This window comes from Salegentibacter sediminis, from assembly GCF_002078605.1.
Taxonomy (GTDB): domain Bacteria; phylum Bacteroidota; class Bacteroidia; order Flavobacteriales; family Flavobacteriaceae; genus Salegentibacter; species Salegentibacter sediminis.
Genome location: NZ_MSJR01000006.1, coordinates 195,122 through 214,053 on the forward strand (window position 1 = coordinate 195,122; position 18,932 = coordinate 214,053).

At 37.9% G+C, this 18,932-nt stretch carries 18 protein-coding genes; 8 read left to right on the forward strand and 10 right to left on the reverse strand.

All coding sequences use genetic code 11. The features are described 5' to 3' along the window. Window positions 1-33 precede the first annotated feature (33 nt). From BUW93_RS10735 to BUW93_RS10750, 4 genes are all read right to left on the reverse strand, one after another. A complete protein-coding gene (locus tag BUW93_RS10735; protein ID WP_081211701.1) occupies window positions 34-192 on the reverse strand; it encodes a YqaE/Pmp3 family membrane protein in 159 nt (52 codons plus the stop codon). A 96-nt stretch (window positions 193-288) separates the two neighbouring features. Next, window positions 289-1,083 carry a DUF1206 domain-containing protein gene (locus BUW93_RS10740; RefSeq protein ID WP_081211702.1) on the reverse strand — a complete coding sequence of 265 codons (795 nt, stop codon included), beginning with the start codon at window positions 1,081-1,083 and terminating at the stop codon, window positions 289-291. A gap of 104 nt (window positions 1,084-1,187) precedes the next feature. Further along, the gene (locus BUW93_RS10745) at window positions 1,188-1,808 is read right to left on the reverse strand and encodes a YqaA family protein (protein ID WP_081211703.1); all 621 of its coding nucleotides are present in this window, start codon (window positions 1,806-1,808) and stop codon (window positions 1,188-1,190) included. A 92-nt stretch (window positions 1,809-1,900) separates the two neighbouring features. Continuing rightward, window positions 1,901-2,278, reverse strand: a complete 378-nt coding sequence (locus tag BUW93_RS10750; protein ID WP_081211704.1) for a hypothetical protein — start codon at window positions 2,276-2,278, stop codon at window positions 1,901-1,903. 210 nt (window positions 2,279-2,488) lie between these two features. On the opposite strand from BUW93_RS10750, the gene BUW93_RS10755 reads away from it, so the two are divergent. Continuing rightward, window positions 2,489-3,202 (forward strand): SDR family oxidoreductase, encoded by a 714-nt coding sequence (locus tag BUW93_RS10755; protein WP_081211705.1) that lies wholly within the window; start codon window positions 2,489-2,491, stop codon window positions 3,200-3,202. Between the two features lie 174 nt (window positions 3,203-3,376). Next, the gene (locus BUW93_RS10760; RefSeq protein WP_081211706.1) at window positions 3,377-3,784 is read left to right on the forward strand and encodes a hypothetical protein; all 408 of its coding nucleotides are present in this window, start codon (window positions 3,377-3,379) and stop codon (window positions 3,782-3,784) included. Here the strand turns inward: BUW93_RS10760 and BUW93_RS10765 are convergent. Further along, window positions 3,781-4,776: an NADP-dependent oxidoreductase gene (locus BUW93_RS10765; RefSeq protein WP_081211707.1), complete on the reverse strand. Its 996-nt coding sequence runs from the start codon at window positions 4,774-4,776 to the stop codon at window positions 3,781-3,783. The two genes, BUW93_RS10760 and BUW93_RS10765, sit on opposite strands and share 4 nt — an antisense overlap. Before the next feature lie 165 nt (window positions 4,777-4,941). On the opposite strand from BUW93_RS10765, the gene BUW93_RS10770 reads away from it, so the two are divergent. The 3 genes from BUW93_RS10770 (at window position 4,942) to BUW93_RS10780 (ending at window position 9,090) form a co-directional block, all read left to right on the forward strand. Next, window positions 4,942-7,182 carry an FUSC family membrane protein gene (locus BUW93_RS10770; protein WP_232778345.1) on the forward strand — a complete coding sequence of 747 codons (2,241 nt, stop codon included), beginning with the start codon at window positions 4,942-4,944 and terminating at the stop codon, window positions 7,180-7,182. Between the two features lie 43 nt (window positions 7,183-7,225). Continuing rightward, window positions 7,226-7,597 carry a hypothetical protein gene (locus tag BUW93_RS10775; RefSeq protein WP_081211709.1) on the forward strand — a complete coding sequence of 124 codons (372 nt, stop codon included), beginning with the start codon at window positions 7,226-7,228 and terminating at the stop codon, window positions 7,595-7,597. A 194-nt stretch (window positions 7,598-7,791) separates the two neighbouring features. Further along, on the forward strand, window positions 7,792-9,090 hold the full coding sequence (locus BUW93_RS10780) for a T9SS type B sorting domain-containing protein (protein ID WP_081211710.1): 1,299 nt from the start codon (window positions 7,792-7,794) through the stop codon (window positions 9,088-9,090). On the opposite strand, the gene BUW93_RS10785 is transcribed toward BUW93_RS10780, so the two are convergent. Continuing rightward, window positions 9,077-10,276, reverse strand: coding sequence for an MFS transporter (locus BUW93_RS10785; RefSeq protein WP_081211711.1), 1,200 nt, complete (start codon window positions 10,274-10,276; stop codon window positions 9,077-9,079). The two genes, BUW93_RS10780 and BUW93_RS10785, sit on opposite strands and share 14 nt — an antisense overlap. A 462-nt stretch (window positions 10,277-10,738) precedes the next feature. On the opposite strand from BUW93_RS10785, the gene epsC reads away from it, so the two are divergent. Both epsC and cysM read left to right on the forward strand, forming a co-directional pair. Then, a complete protein-coding gene (gene epsC, locus BUW93_RS10790) occupies window positions 10,739-11,527 on the forward strand; it encodes a serine O-acetyltransferase EpsC (protein ID WP_081211712.1) in 789 nt (262 codons plus the stop codon). Further along, window positions 11,527-12,414 (forward strand): cysteine synthase CysM, encoded by an 888-nt coding sequence (gene cysM, locus BUW93_RS10795; protein ID WP_081211713.1) that lies wholly within the window; start codon window positions 11,527-11,529, stop codon window positions 12,412-12,414. The genes epsC and cysM overlap by 1 nt, the downstream gene beginning before the upstream one ends. Window positions 12,415-12,453: 39 nt before the next feature. On the opposite strand, the gene BUW93_RS10800 is transcribed toward cysM, so the two are convergent. Beyond that, on the reverse strand, window positions 12,454-13,011 hold the full coding sequence (locus BUW93_RS10800) for a hypothetical protein (RefSeq protein WP_081211714.1): 558 nt from the start codon (window positions 13,009-13,011) through the stop codon (window positions 12,454-12,456). A 107-nt stretch (window positions 13,012-13,118) separates the two neighbouring features. Continuing rightward, window positions 13,119-13,817 carry a Crp/Fnr family transcriptional regulator gene (locus BUW93_RS10805; protein WP_081211715.1) on the reverse strand — a complete coding sequence of 233 codons (699 nt, stop codon included), beginning with the start codon at window positions 13,815-13,817 and terminating at the stop codon, window positions 13,119-13,121. 192 nt (window positions 13,818-14,009) lie between these two features. Between BUW93_RS10805 and BUW93_RS10810 the strand changes: the two genes are divergently transcribed. Continuing rightward, entirely contained in the window at window positions 14,010-15,524 is a 1,515-nt protein-coding gene (locus tag BUW93_RS10810; protein ID WP_081211724.1) for a DEAD/DEAH box helicase, read from the forward strand. Window positions 15,525-15,580: 56 nt separating this feature from the next. On the opposite strand, the gene BUW93_RS10815 is transcribed toward BUW93_RS10810, so the two are convergent. Both BUW93_RS10815 and BUW93_RS10820 read right to left on the reverse strand, forming a co-directional pair. Next, a complete protein-coding gene (locus BUW93_RS10815) occupies window positions 15,581-16,069 on the reverse strand; it encodes a hypothetical protein (RefSeq protein ID WP_081211716.1) in 489 nt (162 codons plus the stop codon). Window positions 16,070-16,227: 158 nt separating this feature from the next. Then, a complete protein-coding gene (locus BUW93_RS10820) occupies window positions 16,228-18,543 on the reverse strand; it encodes a penicillin-binding protein 1A (protein WP_232778346.1) in 2,316 nt (771 codons plus the stop codon). Between the last annotated feature and the right edge of the window lie 389 nt (window positions 18,544-18,932).

The window sequence follows — 18,932 nt, forward strand, 5'->3', positions numbered from 1 at the left end:
ACCGGGGCGTTTTATTTTCTGAGAGTTTTACTTTTATCTTGTTCCATTTACCAGAAAAGCATGAATTACACCTGGAATCCATCCCAGGGCTGTAAGTATCAAGCTTATAACAAATGTTCCACTTAAGCCGTGTTTTAAAAAAACAGCGAGGGGTGGTAAAAGAATATTCAATATTACAGTTAATAAAGACATAATTGAAGTTTTAATTGATTAGTAATATGGAAGATAAATAATCTCTTAGGATTAAAATTCTCCTTTAAGATGGATTTCAGATAGTTTAACAGCGACTTAAGTTCTGAATTTTCTGTATTTAACCATCATAAAGACATAGATGGAATAGCAAATCATTCCTGCTGCTACAGTTCCCATCAACCAGGAACCCATGGGAGATTCACGTAAAAAAGCGAACGCATCTGTAGTGCTCTTTATGTCTGTAGTATTATGGGCTACCGCCGCTCGAACAAAGAAATAAGCAAGGATAGCGAAGATAATTCCACGGGCGATTAAACCTAGATATCCCGTATTTTTTATAGTCCTTCTACGCTTTTCTTCTGAAATTGATTTGTAATCAAATTTCTTCAGAAAATCTTTATAAAAGGCCTTTTTAAACTGAAAGAAACTGGTCGCTACAAGGCCTATTCCTATTGCTGTAAAAACATAAACTCCACTATCACCTGTTAAAAATGAGTTTATCATTCCATTTTGACCAGAACCCGACTGAGAAGTTGATCCGGCGTTTAGAAGTTTCATTACAGCATAACCCGCGATACTTAGGTAAAGTAGGCCACTTATGAAAAAGCCAAATCTTTTGGCCTTAGCTTTCATATCCTTTCCAATATTTTCCGGGTCCTTTATAGCTTGAAAAAACCGCCATCCAGAATAACAAAGTAAGCCAAGGGCAATTAAAGCCAATAAAACATTACCAAAAGTTTGTTTTTCCAGAAAGTCGATTACTTTAAGCTTACCCGCTGTTTGGCCTCCCATATTAAAAGCAGCCAATAAAGTTAGGATTCCAATTAATCCGTATACCACTGCTTTAGCGGCGTAACCAGTGCGCGCCACCTTCTTTAATTTAGAATTCATAAAATTGAGTTTTTGGTTGGTTTTTATTAAAACTAATTCAATTCTATGAAAGCGGAAGGACCGTTAGGAAAAATTTAGAATTTAGGAATATGCCAAGAAAGGGATTAAACCATCTCAAAAATGACCAGGGCATAAAGATAAAAACGCACAAACCGCAATAGTCCAAACATCAAAAAGCTAGGGAAGGGGAATTTAATTATTCCTGCTGCGATACTCGTCATTGCAAAAGGAATAGGGAGTAAGGCTCCTACAATAATTAAAAAACCACCCCATTTTCGGGTGTTTTTAATATGATCGGCCATTTTTACTTCAATATCCTCGTGTACCGCAGGAATTTTTGTGATAGCCCTACCTATATGATAAGAGATTACACCTCCAAGGTAAGAAGCAAGAGCGAGTAAAGAGAGATAAAGAATGGGGCTGGAAGATTTTCCAGACCAGGCGATAAACAGTTCGGGGGGAATTAATCCCAATAGAGATTCAGAAAGGAAAAATACCCCTAAAATCCCCAGAGGGGAATAGGTTTCTGTAACGGTAATCAACATCTGGTCGATATCCAGAACATATCGGTCTAATGCAAATATAGCAGCAAGGAATAATACTATTGGTATTATCGCTTTTTTTACGCTGCGCCATACAAATTGATAGAAACCTGTATAGCTATAATACTGGTGCAATAAACGTATGCGCGACTTCTTTTTTTTAGATTTCGCTTCTTTTTTCATTTAGAAAAAGTGTTTTAGCATTTTTGGTGGTAAGGGCACCAATAAAAGCGCAGCAATATCAAATTCCGGACCCAAAGAGAATCTTAACAGAATTAATTTTCTTCTGCATAAATATTTAGAGCATTTACATACTCTCTTAATTCTATTTTATTGACTTTATTCTCAGGGTCTGCCATTAAAGATAAAAGGTAATCAAGGCTTTCCTGTCCGGTTTCAGCGGGGTTTTCAGGCATTTCCTCACCTTCTTCCACCGGTTCGTCATCGGGAATAGCAATTTCAAAGCCTTCAAAATTCTCAATATGTTCATAGGTTAACCTTAATGCTTTTGCAAGCAGCGGGTTTCCCTCTTCGTCAACAATAATGCTTCTTAGTTCTTTGAGATCGTTTACCAGGGTATTGATGATAATGCCATTGCGCATAAGATCGCGTTGAATTTTATTGAGTAACTGCTGTGCCTTTATATTTTTCAAAAGAAAGATTTTATTCTGATTAGACTTTTAATACCCTTCTACGGCTATTATTTTTTGCAAAGTTACTTCTTTCAGTCTTTTCTGAAACATTTTAACACAGAATTATTGTCGCTTTTTAGCTTTAAAATTAACAATATCTTAGTCTCCTAAATTTTAATGAAACTGCGATCTTTAGTAGCTTTAGATTAAAATTTTAATAAAAAATTGAAAATGAAATCATTAGAAAACAAAGTAGCATTTATAACCGGGGGAAGTAAAGGAATAGGTTTTGGCGTGGCTAAATCGCTCCTGGATTTAGGGATGAGGGTGGCCATCACAAGTCGATCTCTTGAAAATGCTAAAAATGCCGCAGATAAGTTAGGTAGCAAAGACAAAGTAATGGCCCTGGAAGCCGATGTACGTGATTATGAAAGTCAACAAAAAGCGGTAGATTCATTGATGAAAGAATGGGGGCAGATGGATGTGCTCATTGCCAATGCAGGTATTGGCCATTTTGGGAATATCGATGAACTTTCAGTCAAACAATGGCAGGAAACTCTTGATACCAATTTGAGTGGGGTGTTTTATAGCATAAAATCTTCTCTGGAAGCTTTGAAAAAGTCTCAAGGTTATGTGATTACCATATCCAGCCTTGCAGGAACTAATTTCTTCTCTGGCGGGGCAGCTTATAATGCGAGTAAATTTGGAGTCACAGGATTTACCCAGGCCGTGATGCTGGATCTTAGAGATAAAGGCATAAAAGTGAGTACTATAATGCCGGGTTCTGTAGCAACTTATTTTAATGACCATACACCTACTGAAGAAGATGCCTGGAAGATACAACCCCAGGATATTGGAGAATTGGTAGTAGATCTATTAAAAATAAACCCAAGAACGCTGCCAAGTAAAATTGAGGTGCGACCTTCCCAACCTCCGAAGAAATAAGGAAACATTCAAAGAGAAAAGTATCTAAAGCAGTTCGTGATTCGGGCTGCTTTTTTCTTAAATTTTATTGAATATTTACATTATTGAGTACCAAATAATTTTACAATAAATTATAATTATAAAATAACATATTTACTTCAATTTCACTAACTTATACTATTAAATGCAGGGGTTATGAAGAAGAAAATTACTTTTATCGTATTTATATTTTTGTTTCCCCTTATTTCTTGCAATAAGCTGTCGGCACCGGGAAAGGATAAGCAATTTGAGGGTAAATCCTATGTAAGGTTATTTTTTAATTCAGAAGAAGAATGTATGGCTGCCCAACCTCCAGACTTTTTCATCAATTGTCATCAACAAATTGATTTTTTAAAAGATAACGAAGTAGAGATTATGCTTTCTGATATCATTTGGAGGGGTACATATAAAGTGATTAATAAGAAGATCATCATTTCTATGGAACCCAATTTTGAAGTCCCATCGGGAGAAATAATCTTCCTGGTGAAAAATAACACTCTTCTTATTAAATCTGACGACAAGACAGAATGGAGAAAGATGAAAGGGAATTCTATCTGGAATTAAACTTCTACGACCATTTTACCCTTGTTCTTTCCTTCAAAAAGATCCAGGAAAGCCTGGGGAGTCTTTTCGAATCCCTTTATTACCGTTTCCTCGTATTTTAATTTTCCTTCTCCCAGCCAGGTTGCGAGTTGATTTATGGCAGGGCCAAAATCCTTTACATGGTTTCTTACCAGAAATCCCTGCATTAATGCACTTTTCTTTATAAGAATACCTTCCACACGCGGGCCGGTGGGCATTTCTTCTTTATTGTAGAGTGAAATTGCTCCACAATTAATAATACGGGCAAAGTCATTTATATTTTGCATTACAGCGTCAAGTATTTCTCCTCCCACATTATCATAGTAAACATCAATGCCCTCAGGACAATTTTCGGCCAGGGCCTCGTTCATATTTGAAGTGGTTTTATAATTTATTCCTGCATCAAAACCAAACTTATCTGTAATTTGTCTGATTTTTTCATCGCTCCCGGCTATTCCTACCACTTTACAGCCTTTGATTTTTCCTATCTGTCCAACCACACTTCCTACAGCACCCGCAGCCCCGGAAACAACCATTGTTTCTCCGGCCTTTAAGTCGGCAATTTTATCCAATGCAATATATGCTGTAAGACCTGTTAGGCCAAGAATCCCCAAATATGCTGAAAGCGGTGCTTTCTCCTTATTTATTTTATTAAGTCCCTTTCCCGGGCTATTTTGAAACTCCTTCCATTGAAGCATTCCGCTTACAAAGTCTCCTTGCTGGAAATTAGCATTATTGGATTTTATAACTTCGGCAACTATCATTGACTCCAGTGGCTTGCCAACCTCAAAAGGAGGAATATACGATTCTTCATCGCGCATTCTTCCTCGTAAATAGGGGTCTACAGAGATATATTTTGATTTAAGCAATAATTCCCCCGGTCCCGGTTCGGGCTTTTGCTCTTCTGTAATCTGAAAATTTTCAAGGCTGGGAGTGCCTTTTGGTCTGGAATTTAAAAGTATAACTCGGTTCATAGGTACTATCAGTTAATCGGTGAAGCCTTAATTTACTACCTCTAAGAAATGTAAGCAAGCTTTATCTGCTAATTTAAACTTAAAAAATTGCTTGAGGAAATCCTGCAAAATCATGCCGCTTAAGTTTTAAATTGCTTGTACTTTTGTATGCTAATCAGCACCAACTTGGATAGAATAAACAACTATTTTGAGGATCTTCTTAAATTTTTCCGCAGTCCGGACTTTTCCAAGGCGGTGATACTTAGTATTGCAATTAGTTTACCTATTGTGATTTTTAGTTATATGGGAAATTATGAGATTGGGGCTGCTCTGGCCATTGGATGCCTCCTGAGTTCTCCAAGTGATATCCAGGGGAGTTTTAGCCATAAAATCATTGGTGTTTTTCTGGCCGCAATTCTGGCTGGCATTGTTTCTCTAATTTTTGGCTATGCCTCAGTGAAAATCTGGATATTGTTGCCGGTTTTGGCTCTTTTGGTTTTTGGAATCGCCTATTTGGCGGTCTTTGGCTTCAGGGCTTCCCTGGTTGCTTTTTCAGGACTGTTTGCTATTGTATTGAGTTTTGCCAATATTTCTACTGTTCTGGAAGTTTGGGAACGCGCGCTGTTAATTGTTTTAGGTGGTTTATGGTATTTATCATTAAGTGTACTCTGGCATTATTTAAATCCAAAAAGAGCTACCGAACAACTCCTGGCTCAGGCGATGGAACTTACTGCCTTGTATTTAAAAACCCGCGCACAATTATTAACTGAAACCGAGGAAAGGGTAAGCCTGCAAAAAGAACTTTTTAGAATACAGGGGGAACTAAATGAAAAACACGAAAGTTTAAGGGATATTCTTATAAGGTCAAGGTTAAATTTTGGAAATTCTAATTATGCTCGAAAAAGGCTGCTCATTTTCATTGAATTAGTAGATATTCTGGAACTGGCGATAGCCAATCCTGTAGATTACGATAAAATGGATGAGGTTTTTGGTAGTAAATCGATAATGCCTCAAAGGTTAAGTTCTCTTGTAGAAAGTCTTGCCCATGAATTAGACGATATCGCTATTTCCCTTCAAAAAACCTCTAATTACAATCAAAAGGAAGTGCGGGAGAATCTGGAGAAAATCCAAACTGCATTTAGTAGTTTTAGAACAAACCTTGATTCAGATGATAAAAAAGAGCATATGTTTTTGCTTCAGAATCTTTTCGATTACCTGGAGCGACAATCTCAAAAGATAAATACAATCATTAGAATCCTGTATAATCTTGAAGACAGAAAACGGGTTTTTCCGAAGAAAAAAGAGGTTCTGAAATTTATTACCCCTCAGGATTACGACCCCAAAATATTGCTTGAAAACCTAAATTTTGATTCCACAATTTTTAGACATTCCTTGCGACTGGCGGTAGTGGTTTTGGTAGGTTTTTCTATTGGAGCTTTTTTTTCACTGGATAATGCTTATTGGATTTTGTTAACTATTATTGTGATCATGAGACCTAATTATGGTCTTACCAAGGAACGTTCAAAACAAAGGATTATCGGCACGCTTATAGGGGGTGTAATTGCCATAGGGATCGTTTTTTTCTTTAAAAGCCAAATCCTTTATGCGATTTTAGGGCTGTTTTCTCTAACCCTTGCTTTTTCGCTGGTGCAAAGAAATTATAAAACCGCTGCGGTATTTATTACTCTAAGTATTGTCTTTATTTATTCCTTATTACAACCCGATGTTTACAATGTAATTCAATACAGAATAATTGATACCCTGGTAGGAGCGGGACTTGCCGCCTTTGGTAACCTGGTCTTATGGCCGGCCTGGGAAGTTAAAGGGATTAAGAATGTAATGCTTAAAAGTATAGAGGCAAATAAGGTTTATCTGGAAGAGATAGCGCTATTTTATAAGGAAAAGGGAAATTTGCCGATTTCTTATAAGCTGGCCAGAAAGAATGCTTTTCTTGAAACCGGAAATCTTAATACAGCCTTCCAACGCATGACCCAGGAGCCCAGGTCGAAACGGAAGGAAATAAGTGGGGTTTACGAAATAGTAGGGCTTAATCAAACTTTTTTGGGAGCTCTGGCTTCCCTGGGAACCTATATTAGAAACCATAAAACCACCAGTGCTTCTAAGCATTTTGAAATTTTGGTACAACACACACTTCAAAATCTAAGAAATACCGAAAATATCCTTTCCGAACAGAAAATTGAAAAACTTCCCAATCAGGAAAATACTCTTAGAGCAGAGAAAGCACTTAACCGGAATTTCAAAGATTTACTTCAGAGAAGCGAAGCAATAAAAGATGAAAATTCTCAAACGGGTGAAAATCTCCAGGCGCAGGTTCGGGAAGCACATTTGGTCATTAATCAGCTAAATTGGCTTTTAGATCTTTCAGAAAAACTGCAAAAGAATATTGCGAAAACACGACTTTACTAAGTATTGTTTTTTGGCCATGAGGAGTATTATAACTTTGCAACGAATGAAAAAATTACTCCTTTTTGTCTTTTTTATAACTACTTCTCAGACCTATTCCCAATTAGGATTCTGTGCAGGTAGTAAAGGTCATCCTATTTTTCATGAAGATTTCGATGGGGGAGGACCCCTGCTACCAGGAACCACCAGTTATACTTTTGTAGCCGGCCAGGATCCCCACGATGGAGAGTATACCGTATCTGATGAAATTGGGAATGATATAGGGGGTTGGTTTTCTTATCTTCCAAATGGTACAATTTCAGATGGGAATGCCCTTATTGTGAATGCCGATTATACTGCCGGACAGTTTTATGAATATAGTGTTTCCGGTCTTTGTGAGAATACCAGTTATGAGTTTTCGGCTTTTCTTTTAAATTAAGCCCGACCAGTTCCTGTCCAGAAGATACATCTCCTATTCCTATAAATGTAAAGTTCCAGATTTGGGATGAAACCAACACCGAATTACTGGCAGAAGGGAGTACCGGAGATATTCATACTAAGAATACCCCACAATGGGAAGAATATGCTCTTACCTTTAGGAGTGAACCGGGACAAGCTTCGGTTATCTTAAGAATGTATAATAATTCAGACGGTGGCTGCGGAAATGATTTGGCCATAGATGACATTATCTTTAGATCTTGTGGTGATTTAACTGAAATCTCTACACCCAGCATAGATGCTTCAGAATTGAACTTATGCGAAGAAAATGCCCCCATTAGTCTGGAGCTGACTGCAACACCCGATTTCTCATCTTATGACGAGCATTATTTTCAGTGGCAGGAAAGCATCGATAAGGAAGACTGGAATGATATTCCCGGCGAGACTACCGATGAATACACGACCCCATCCCTTAGTAGTTCCCGATATTACCGGGTAAAAGTAGCCGAAGATCCGGTGAATCTCGCAAATAATTTATGCAGTACAGTCTCTGAAGCTTTTTCAGTAAATATTATTAAAACCCCTAAAGCTCCGGTTAGCAACGGAGATAAGTCAATATGTGAAGGCGAAGAAATTCCCTCCCTTAGCGTGGAAAAGGAGGAAGATGAAACTGTGAATTGGTATGCATCAGAAACCGGTGCAGATCTATTGCTTAAAAATTCGGAATATTTCATTCCGGAAACACCGGGAGTTTATTATGCCGAGGCCGTTAAAACCGGTTTTGAGTGTGCTGCCAGCGAGCGAACTGCGGTAGAATTGAAAATTTATGAATTGCCGGTGGCAAAGGATGAAAAACTTCAGATCTGTGAGGAGGGAGAATTAGAACTCGATGCTGGTGTTGATGTTTCGGCCTATTTGTGGAGTACCGGGGAAACCACCAGAAAGATTAGCATTAATTCTCCCGGAATTTTTAAGGTGGAACTAATCAATTCGCATGGCTGTTCAACTATTAAAAATATAGAGGTTGCTCCCGTTGATATAGTAGGTATTGAAAATATAATTTCAGAAGAAAAAAAGCTGATTATTAAGCCGCTGGTAGATGGTGTTTTTGAATATTCTATTAACGGGAACAATTTCCAGGATTCTAATGAATTTAATGTTTCAGGGGGAGTTTATACAATTTATATGAGAGATAAAGCAGGCTGTAAAACAATTTCGCAGGACTTTCCCCACCTGGTTTTTCCGAAGTTTATCACTCCTAATGGCGATGGTTACAATGATGTTTTTAGGGTAAAAGGGCTTGAGTTTTTCAACAAGTCAAGGATAAGTATTTATAATCAATATGGAAAACTACTAAAATCGGGTGATGGGAAGAACTTTAGCTGGGGGGGAAAACGGGGTGGCCGGGAACTGCCCTCAACCGATTACTGGTATGAAATAAAGATCGAAAATTTTCCGGGGCAAAAGGGGCATTTCAGCCTTATCCGCCAATAGTTTTAATCCGCTGATTATTTAGCGCCACTAAAGTCATAATTCCGATAATCATTAGCATAATATAGCTAAAATCTATATTAAGATCTAAAAGGAAACCTACCAGAAGGGGCCCCAGGGCGGTGCTAATTACCATAAACATGGTAAAGACACTTCTGATAGCTCCCATTCTCTCTGTTCCATACATTTCAGCAATAAGAGAAGTTTGCACAGTACCCGACATACCCACTGTAATTCCCGCAAGGACAAGGAAAATAAAAGCCCCAATTATACTTTCCATAAACGCGAAGGGCACGAGGCCAATAATTATAGGAATTAAAAACCAGCGAAACATTTTCCTGGCGGTGAATTTATCAACCCACATTCCGCCGAATATGGAAAACAGCAATCTCGTGATCGCGTAAACCGTAAAGAAGCTGGCATAAAGTTGAACCGACCAGCCTTTATCCTCAACAAAAACATACTGGTAGAAAAAAATCGCGGTAATAGAAAAACTCAAAATAAAACTGGCGGGCATCATAATGCCAAATCGTTTTTCAAAAACAACACTCTTATAATCCTTGAGCAGGACCCAGGTTGAAGGTTTTCTTTGCGTAGAAAGTTGTTTGTCAAATTCGCTTAGATCGGTAGAATGTAATCGAAGGAGATAAAGCAACAGGGCTATTCCACTGGCAATGGCAGCTACACGCCAGTCGAACCAGGAAATCAACAAGGCGATGATAACCGGAAAGACAGCTTCCCCAATAGAATAGCCCAGAGAAGAAATGCTTAAAGCCTTACCACGATTTTTATCGAAGTACTTCGAAATTATGGTCATACTAATATGGCTAAGCAATCCTTGTCCCATTAGCCTTAACCCCATTAATGCTATAAAGAGTAAAAAGATGTTGAAAGAAAAACCTAAAAGTATTGCCGAAAGACCAAGCCCCAGAACTGTATATGCGGTAACTTTTTTGGCAGGTTTATGATCTACTGTATGACCTACGGTAAGCATAATTATAGAAGCGGCCACGGTACATCCGGCATAGATAGCCCCAAAGGAACCTTCGGTTAAACTGAAATCCTTAATAATCTCGGGAACGTAGAGGGATATTAGAAAGGTTTGTCCAAAACTTGAAAGGAAAGTTAGCAACCAACCAAAACTTACTTTTTTAAAATGTTCTTTTGCAAAATAGTAAAACTCCTTCAAATCCAGTATTTAATTTAGGTTAGGTCATCAAAGTTAAAGTCTTGAATTTAAAATTTATTAATAACTTCTATAATTCTAAAATAAAAAACCACCCTTGTGAGGTGGCCTGAGAATATTCTAAATGTTTTAAAACAGAGCCTATTTTTTGGGTTTAGCTTGTTTTGGTGGTTGTTTCTTTGGAGCAGCTTGCTTCTTGTGCCCTTTTTGCTCCTCTTCATGTTTTTTACTCTGTGCCATAATTTTGTTTTTAGAGAATTATACACTTAAAAATACTAATAAACCAAACTCTTAAAATGCTAATTCACACAACATTAACTATACTGTAAACCAGTATTTTATATTGGATGAGAACAATGTATTTTGCCTGATTTTCTATTGGTTTAAGTATTTAAGGAAAAATCAGGAAAATTTGTTTTTCTATTGATTACTTTTGAAATAGTACCAATAATCAATAATAGGTAGATGATAGAAAAAAAGGTAATTGCTGATATTCAAAAGCAAAAGCAGCTTCCAAATTTAAGGTTAAGTATAAAGGAAAAAACCGAGGCTTTTGTCGATAAGATTTTTTACACCCTTTTTGATGCCGATACCAAGGTGGAAGATAATATTGAGCAACTGGAAAAGGATTTTTCTGAACTGGCTGAACTTGTATGCTGGCAACCGGATAAATCCTGTCATGAGATCTGGTGTGGTTACCTGAGAATTCTTCCTGAAATCTTAACAAAATTGAATGAGGACGCCAATGCTATAGCCTTAAATGATCCTGCTGCGAATTCTGTTGAAGAGGTATATCTATCTTACCCGGGGTTCTTTGCCATTGCTATTTATAGGTTAAGCCATGAATTTTACAAGATTGGGTTCCCGTTGGTGCCAAGATTAATGACCGAATGTGCACACACCTTAACCGGGACCGACATTAACCCCGGAGCAGAAATTGGAGTTCCCTTTTTTATAGACCATGCAACAGGCGTTGTAATAGGGGAGACCGCCGTAATAAAAAATAATGTAAAGATCTATCAGGGGGTTACCCTTGGAGCTCTTTACGTAGACAGGAATTTAAGGGATACCAAACGACATCCTACTATAGAAGATAATGTAACAATTTACGCGAATGCTACCATTCTTGGAGGAGAGACCGTGGTTGGTGCCAATAGTATGATTGGAGGGAATGTATGGTTAACAAAATCGGTTCCTGAAAATTCTATAGTGACTCATAATCCGCAGATTAATATTAAAAACAGCACGAAATAATGAACGATTCTATTTTAGATCTAATTGGAAATACTCCACTGGTGAAAGCTCAGAGATTGGTAAAAAACCCCAATGTGCAGCTTTATTTTAAGCTGGAAGGCCAGAATCCCGGAGGAAGTGTGAAAGACAGAGCTGCTTACAATATGATAAAAAGTGCACTGGAAAGAGGGGATATTAACAAAGAAACCCGTTTAATTGAAGCTACTAGCGGGAATACCGGTATTGCCCTGGCAATGATCGCTGGAATATTTCATCTTAATTTAGAGTTGGTTATGCCCGAGAATTCAACCATAGAACGAGTCCAAACGATGAGGGCCTATGGAGCTACTGTAACCTTAACAGATGCAGAAGGAGGCATTGAAGGGGCTCGTGATTACGCTGAAGCTAAGTTAAAGGATGGAGATCATTTTATGTTCAACCAATTCGCCAACGACGATAATTGGAAAGCACATTATAACAGTACGGGTCCTGAAATTTGGAATGACACCCATTATAAGATAACTCATTTTGTTTCATCAATGGGGACTACAGGTACCATTATGGGCACATCCACTTATTTAAAAGAAAAAAATAAAGAAATTGAAATAGTTGGAGTGCAACCTACCGATGATTCTAGGATTCCTGGAATTCGAAAATGGAAAGAAGAATATCTCCCTAAAATATTTAAAAAAGAGAAGGTAGATCGTATTCTGGAAGTTAGTAAAGAAGAGGCAAAATTAACGACAATTAAACTTGCTCGTCAGGAAGGTATTTTTGCCGGAATGAGTAGTGGTGGGGCTGCTGCTGCTGCAATTAGATTATGTGAAGAACTGGAAAGCGGTTTAGTGGTAAGCATAATTTGCGATCGCGGAGACCGCTATTTATCATCTGATCTTTTTGACGCATAAAAACACGGCCCTTTTAAGGGCCGTGTTCTTTTTTAAAAACTACATGGCGGCAAGTTTACCCATACCCGATTTATCCAGGTCCACTCTAATATTCTTGCTTTTAGATCCGTTTCTGAGTTTAACCTTAAAGAACTCCTTATCCAGGGTCCAGCTATTCCTTGAGGATGCGATATGCTTATTCCCTACTATAGAGTAATTTGGGTTTTGTTTTAAAATACTTACAGCAGTTGCATAAGGCATTTTTACATCTTTAAAAACCTGGTAACTGGTTAAAAGATCACCTTTGTTATTAAACCTAACTTTTAGATCTCCTTTATTGGTTTTAAAGTAGACATCATAATGTTCATAATCTGCATCCCGGTTAGCAATGATAAACTTTTGGATATCAAAATTCTCGCGTACAAACCTTAAAGGGCTTTCATTAAAGTGCCCGGTGTATTTCTCGGGAAGATTCACAATTAAAGTTTGTGAGTCAGGATTCAATTTGAGTGCTTCAGAGCTTAGCTCCATTGTTACTTCATCCAATCGGATGACCTTTTGTGCATAGCTGGAGAATACGATCCCCATCAATACTATGCTGAAAATTAACTTTTTCATGACAGTATATTTTTTAGATTTAAGTAAAGATATATCAGCTAGAGCCAAACAAATACTACGTAAGTAGCATTGGATCAATATTGTATAATATTTAACGCTTGTTTCATTTAACCTGAAAAGTGATTTTTTTCGGCTTGTTTTAAAAGTAATTCCAGGTTAGTGATTTCTACTTTTTTCCTGCTAATTTTTAAAATACCATCTTTTTTAAATTGCTGAAGATGCCTGTTAACCACTGCACGGGTAGAACCAATAAGATTGGCCAGTTCGTCATTGGAGAGATCATTTATTAATTCGAGTTTCTTTGACTTCTTATTGATATTTGTCAATATTAATTTAGCCAAACGACTGGAGATATCAGACAGAACAACGTTTGAAGTGTACTCTTCGAGAATACGAATCTGTTTGCCCATATAGGGCAAAAGCGATTTATTTATCTGCGGATATTTCACGATCCACTCCCGCATAATTTTAATGGGAACAGATAAGAGGGTAGCTTCATCCAAAGTTTCATAAAAAACTTTGTGCTCACAGTTTTCGAGCAGACACAATACATCAAAAATATCATTCTTTTTGAGCAGAAACAAAGTAAATTCCCTGGCGCTTTCGGGGTCTACCCGGTAAATTTTCACTCTGCCCTCAGCGATAATATAGAATTTAAAGAGAGTTGGAGTTTTAGTGATGTTACAGGTATTTTTTGGCCAGATCTCTTCCTGAAATGCCGTTAAAAAACCAGCCAGCTTTTCCTCCTCCAAATCCTTAAATAGTATATTTTCCCTTAATAACGATATATAATTTTTCCCTATCATAAAATCTGGTGTATGTTATTTCAATTTCAGAAAACAACGAGGGGAGTGAGGAACTTTCAATTAGAGGTGAAAGAAGATATTTCTCTAAAAATAGGAAAAAGACAAAATTCAATTCTTTATTTCCTACATAAATATTTTCCCAAACTTAAGAAATCAGCTATTTTTGCAAAATTGGAGTTCTTAAAAGATATTATGGAGGTTGAAACATTCGGAATTGAAGACAAAAAAGTAGATAAGCAATTATATGATTATCAGCAGGAAGATATTAAAAAGATCTTCAAGGTAATCGATGAACACCCTGAACATTATAATTTGCTTTATCAGTTGCCTACCGGCGGGGGAAAGACCGTGATTTTCTCCCAAATGGTGCGGGAATACATTCAGCGTACCCAAAAGAAGGTGTTAATTCTTACTCACCGTATTGAATTGTGTAAGCAAACCTCAACAATGCTTACCGACTTTGGAGTGCGTAATAAGATAATTAACAGTAAGGTTAAGGAGCTACCCGATCAGGAAGATTATATGTGCTTTGTGGCGATGGTAGAAACTCTCAATAACCGTCTTAATGACGAAAAGCTCGAGATGGAAGATATCGGGATGGTTATTATCGATGAAGCCCATTACAATTCCTTCAGAAAACTATTCAAATTTTTTGAAAAATGCTTCATTCTTGGAGTTACGGCGACCCCGTTAAGTTCTAATATTAAATTACCTATGAAGGATAATTACCGGGAACTCATCGTTGGGGATTCCATTGCCTCCCTTATTGAAAAAGGCTTCCTTGCAAAAGCAAATACCTACAGCTATAATGTAGGGTTAACAAGCCTTAAGGTGGGAATGAACGGGGATTACACGGTTAAATCTTCAGAAGAGCTCTACACAAATTACAGCATGCAGGAGAAACTCCTTAATGCTTACTACGATAAATCAAAAGGTAAGAAAACCCTTATTTTCAATAACGGGATCAATACTTCTATTGAAGTTTACGAGACTTTTAAAAATGCCGGCTTGCCTATCCGGCACCTTGATAATACGACCGGGAAACAGGACCGAAAAGAAATTCTAAAATGGTTTAAACATACTCCCGGTGCTATAGTTACTTCGGTAAGTATATTAACCACGGGATTTGATGAACCTACCGTCGAAACAATTATTTTAAACAGGGCTACAAAATCACTTACTCTTTATTTTCAAATGATTGGTAGAGGCTCAAGAATACTTCCGGGGAAATCTGAATTTTCGGTTTTAGACCTGGGGAACAACCTTTCGCGGTTTGGGGAATGGAGTGCCCCGGTAGATTGGCGACAAATATTCAGAGCTCCCGATTTCTATTTTGAAAACCTGCTTAGTGATGAGGAGATTGAAAGAGAATTCAAATATGAAATGCCTCCGGAAATAAGAGAGAAATTCGCCAATACCGAGGATGTTGATTTTGATGTGGAAGCGGCCTATGACAAAGTGATTAAACAGGGACTAAGATCTAAAGCAGTCCTGGAGTGGTCAATGGAACAACATGTAAAAATGTGTGTGGAAAACAGCGAAGATGTATTCGATGCCAGGCTACTAATAAAGGAATTGAAGGATGATATATCGTCAAGGATTAAGCAGTATTCTTACTGCATAAGCAAGAGCACTCAAAATTACAGGGACTGGCTGGAAGAAGATTATTCCCGAAAACTAAGATTGGCTATCAATAAGGAGTTCTAGCGTTAAAAAGGTTAAAGACAGAGCCGGAAGGATGGATCATCTTTCCGGCTTTTTATTTATTCATTTTCGGCATCAGCCGATTTCAAGTCTTGCTCTACAAATTCTCTCTCCCGCACCGATCCACCGGCAACTATGGCCGCAGCGATTATTACCAGGTTTTTAATAATGTATTGCCCTTCAGTAGTAAGAACAAATGGAAAATCTTCAAAACAAACTTCGGGCAAAATGATTAGAGGCAGAAAGGTACCGGGCATTTGAAGAAACAATAAGATAACGGCGATTCTTATTGTTTTTCGGGAAAGCATTAACAAACCTATCAGCACTTCCCATACACCAAGAATGGGAATGAATATCTCAGGATCGAACCAGAAAACCGTGGCGGCAATTAGTTCCTGGGCAGGGCTGTCAAAAACAACCTTTAGGGCTCCAAACCAAATAAAAACAACAGCGATGGAGATCCTAAGCAAAGGTTTACCGTATTTATACATCCATCGGGTTACCTTGTAATCTATCTTTCCTAATTTCTGAGTTTTATCTACCTGCATTATATCACTTTAGTTGAATAACAAGTTGAAAATAAAATCCTGATCTGGAAAAATTTAGAATAAATTATAGGATTTTATTAACAAAGTAATTGAATTTCAGTAAATTAAATATCTGAAAGATGGATGTGTTTTAGGATGATTTTAAAATCAATTTTATATTAATTGTTTTTCTTTCCACCAAACAGTCTTTTAAAGAAACCTTTTTTCTCTTCTTTTTCCTCCTGTTTTTCAGCTTGGTTATTCACCTTTTTGTCATCATCTTTTTTTCCAAACAAACGTTTAAAGAAACCATCTCGTTTTTCTGGTTCACAGTCCAGCATCGCGATCACATCAGCCGAAACCGGGAAGCGCGACTGGGTAATTTCTTTAAATTGAGGCTCGGCATTCATTTTTTGCATCAGTTTTCCGAAGATCGGTAAGGCAGAATTTGCGCCCTGGCCAATATAGGTATTTTTAAATCCAATGCGGTGATCATCGCTTCCCACCCAGGTTACGGTAACCAGGTTGGGGGTCATCCCCACAAACCATCCGTCTTTATTATTTTGAGTGGTTCCGGTTTTTCCGGCTATGTCATTTCTTAGTCCGTAAGTACTTCTTAGGCGGTATGCTGTACCTTCATTAACAGTAGCTTTCATCATTTCTACCATTACCTGCCTGTTGGTTTCAGAAAGGGCAGGGGAAGTACCGTTCTTGGGTTTAAATTCGGCTAAAAGGTTTCCATTGCCATCCTCAATTTTGGTAATATAGAAAGGCTCACTATATCTCCCGTCATTAACAAAAGGGGTGAAGGCAGTAGTAAGTTCCGCCAGATTTAACGAAGCCGTACCAAGGGCAATTGATGGTACCGCCGGAATTTTTGACTCGACTCCCATTCTCCTGGCCTGATTGATGACATTACCAATCCCGGCTTCCATGAGAACCTTAACCGCGATGGTGTTCATAGACTTGCTCAGGGCCTCCTTCATATTATAATTCATATGAGGATCGTTATCATCACTTCCCGAATTAGATGGGGTCCATCCTTTTTTATAGGTTACTTCCCGGGCAGAGAAGTAGGTGCAGGGCTCAATACCTTGTTCCAGTGCTGCCGAGTATACGATAGGCTTAAAAGTTGAACCTACCTGGCGCTTGCTTTGAGATACGTGATCGTACTGAAAATAACGGTAATCAATGCCGCCAACCCACGCCTGAACAGCCCCGGTACTCGGTTCCACCGCCAGCATCCCGGAATTTAGAAACTTAAGATAATGCTCAATACTGTCTTTTATACTGGCTGTTTTAGTTACCGTTCCATCATAATCAAATAATTCCATCGGCCTGGTTTTATCAAGCTCAAGCATTATTTCATCTTCCGATAAGCCTTCCCTTTCAAGATTTTTATAGGGTTTGGAGTTTTTAATAGCATCTTCAAGGATTTTAGGGTTTCGTTTCCAGGGTGTTGCCTCGCCGTAAGATTTTTCGTGTTGGTCCTGTAAAGCGCCCATATGTTCCTTCATCGATTCCTCTGCTAACTCCTGCATTCTATAATTTAATGTAGTATGTACAATGAGTCCATCTCGGTAGATATTATATTTCTTTCCATCTTTATTTTTTAGAGTATCCAGGATCTTGCTTACGTCTTTGCGAACCTGCTCTCTAAAATATGGGGCCAGACCTTTGTCATGCCCGTAATTTTTATAATTCAATACCAATTCTGAATCCTGGGTAGCCTTTTCTTTCTCTTCTGAAATGAAACCATATTTTTCCATTTGTGAAAGCACCACATTTCGCCTTAATTTGCTTCGCTCTGGAAAGATACGCGGATTATAATAATGCGAAGCTTTGAGCATTCCCACCAACACTGCTGATTCTTCTATGTTTAATTCCGAAGTATGTTTTCCGAAGAACTTCATCGAAGCACTCTCAATACCAAAAGTATTATCACTAAAGGGAACGGTATTGAAGTACAGCCTAATGATATCTTCCTTATCATAAGTATTTTCCAGCCTTTTAGCGATCACAACTTCCTGGAATTTATTCACTACAATTCCCAGAACTCCATAATCTTTTCTTCCGTAGATATTCTTGGCAAGCTGAAGCGTGATAGTGCTCCCACCTCCTGCAGAATCGTCTTGCAATAAGATAGATTTAAAAAACACCCGCATTAAACTTCGGGTGTCAATCCCACTATGATTATAAAAGCGAACGTCTTCAGTAGCGATAAGAGCATCTATTAAATGCTGGGGGAATTCTTCAAATTTTACCGGCTGCCTGTCGTGAATAAAAAATTTTCCTATCAACTCCCCTTCAGAAGAAAGAACCTGGGTGGCCCGGCTTTGCTGAAGTTCGCTCAATTCTTTGGAGGAGGGAAGTTTGCCCCAGGCACCAAAATATATACTTGCAAAAAAAAGTATTCCAAGTGCAAATAAACTCCCGACAATAATTAATCCCCATTTTAGTTTGGGGGAATTTTTAATCTTTAATAACAATGACATAGGTTAAATTAACTGCTACAAATTAACGAAGACTTGCAAAAAATAGTTCACTATTTATGCCAACTTTAAGGTTTACGGGAGAATATAAAAAAAAGCCGGACACAAATTAATTTGTGCCGGCTAAATCAAGGCAAAGTTCATAAGCTTTGGTTTTTATGGTTCTATTGCAAAACTTTTGTGATGCTTCCAGGCTGATGCAAAATGGTTATTTTTTATTACACGGAAATGTTTCCGTCGTTTTAAGAACCCTGTTTTGCGCTCTCCAATTTCCATAATCATATTCTCCAGGGTTTTCATAATCTAAAATTAAAATGGTTTAATAATTAACTTAAATAACGTCTTTGGTTATCCCAGCTGCTTCGGCTGTTTTGTTTCTCGGTGTTTAAAAA

Coding starts and splice junctions, on each gene's coding strand:
- BUW93_RS10735 (WP_081211701.1), bottom strand. CDS start 192: ATGTCTTTATTAACTGTAATATTGAATATTCTTTTACCACCCCTCGCT.
- BUW93_RS10740 (WP_081211702.1), bottom strand. CDS start 1,083: ATGAATTCTAAATTAAAGAAGGTGGCGCGCACTGGTTACGCCGCTAAA.
- BUW93_RS10745 (WP_081211703.1), bottom strand. CDS start 1,808: ATGAAAAAAGAAGCGAAATCTAAAAAAAAGAAGTCGCGCATACGTTTA.
- BUW93_RS10755 (WP_081211705.1), top strand. CDS start 2,489: ATGAAATCATTAGAAAACAAAGTAGCATTTATAACCGGGGGAAGTAAA.
- BUW93_RS10760 (WP_081211706.1), top strand. CDS start 3,377: ATGAAGAAGAAAATTACTTTTATCGTATTTATATTTTTGTTTCCCCTT.
- BUW93_RS10765 (WP_081211707.1), bottom strand. CDS start 4,776: ATGAACCGAGTTATACTTTTAAATTCCAGACCAAAAGGCACTCCCAGC.
- BUW93_RS10775 (WP_081211709.1), top strand. CDS start 7,226: ATGAAAAAATTACTCCTTTTTGTCTTTTTTATAACTACTTCTCAGACC.
- BUW93_RS10780 (WP_081211710.1), top strand. CDS start 7,792: ATGTATAATAATTCAGACGGTGGCTGCGGAAATGATTTGGCCATAGAT.
- epsC (WP_081211712.1), top strand. CDS start 10,739: ATGATAGAAAAAAAGGTAATTGCTGATATTCAAAAGCAAAAGCAGCTT.
- cysM (WP_081211713.1), top strand. CDS start 11,527: ATGAACGATTCTATTTTAGATCTAATTGGAAATACTCCACTGGTGAAA.
- BUW93_RS10800 (WP_081211714.1), bottom strand. CDS start 13,011: ATGAAAAAGTTAATTTTCAGCATAGTATTGATGGGGATCGTATTCTCC.
- BUW93_RS10805 (WP_081211715.1), bottom strand. CDS start 13,817: ATGATAGGGAAAAATTATATATCGTTATTAAGGGAAAATATACTATTT.
- BUW93_RS10810 (WP_081211724.1), top strand. CDS start 14,010: ATGGAGGTTGAAACATTCGGAATTGAAGACAAAAAAGTAGATAAGCAA.
- BUW93_RS10815 (WP_081211716.1), bottom strand. CDS start 16,069: ATGCAGGTAGATAAAACTCAGAAATTAGGAAAGATAGATTACAAGGTA.
- BUW93_RS10820 (WP_232778346.1), bottom strand. CDS start 18,543: ATGTCATTGTTATTAAAGATTAAAAATTCCCCCAAACTAAAATGGGGA.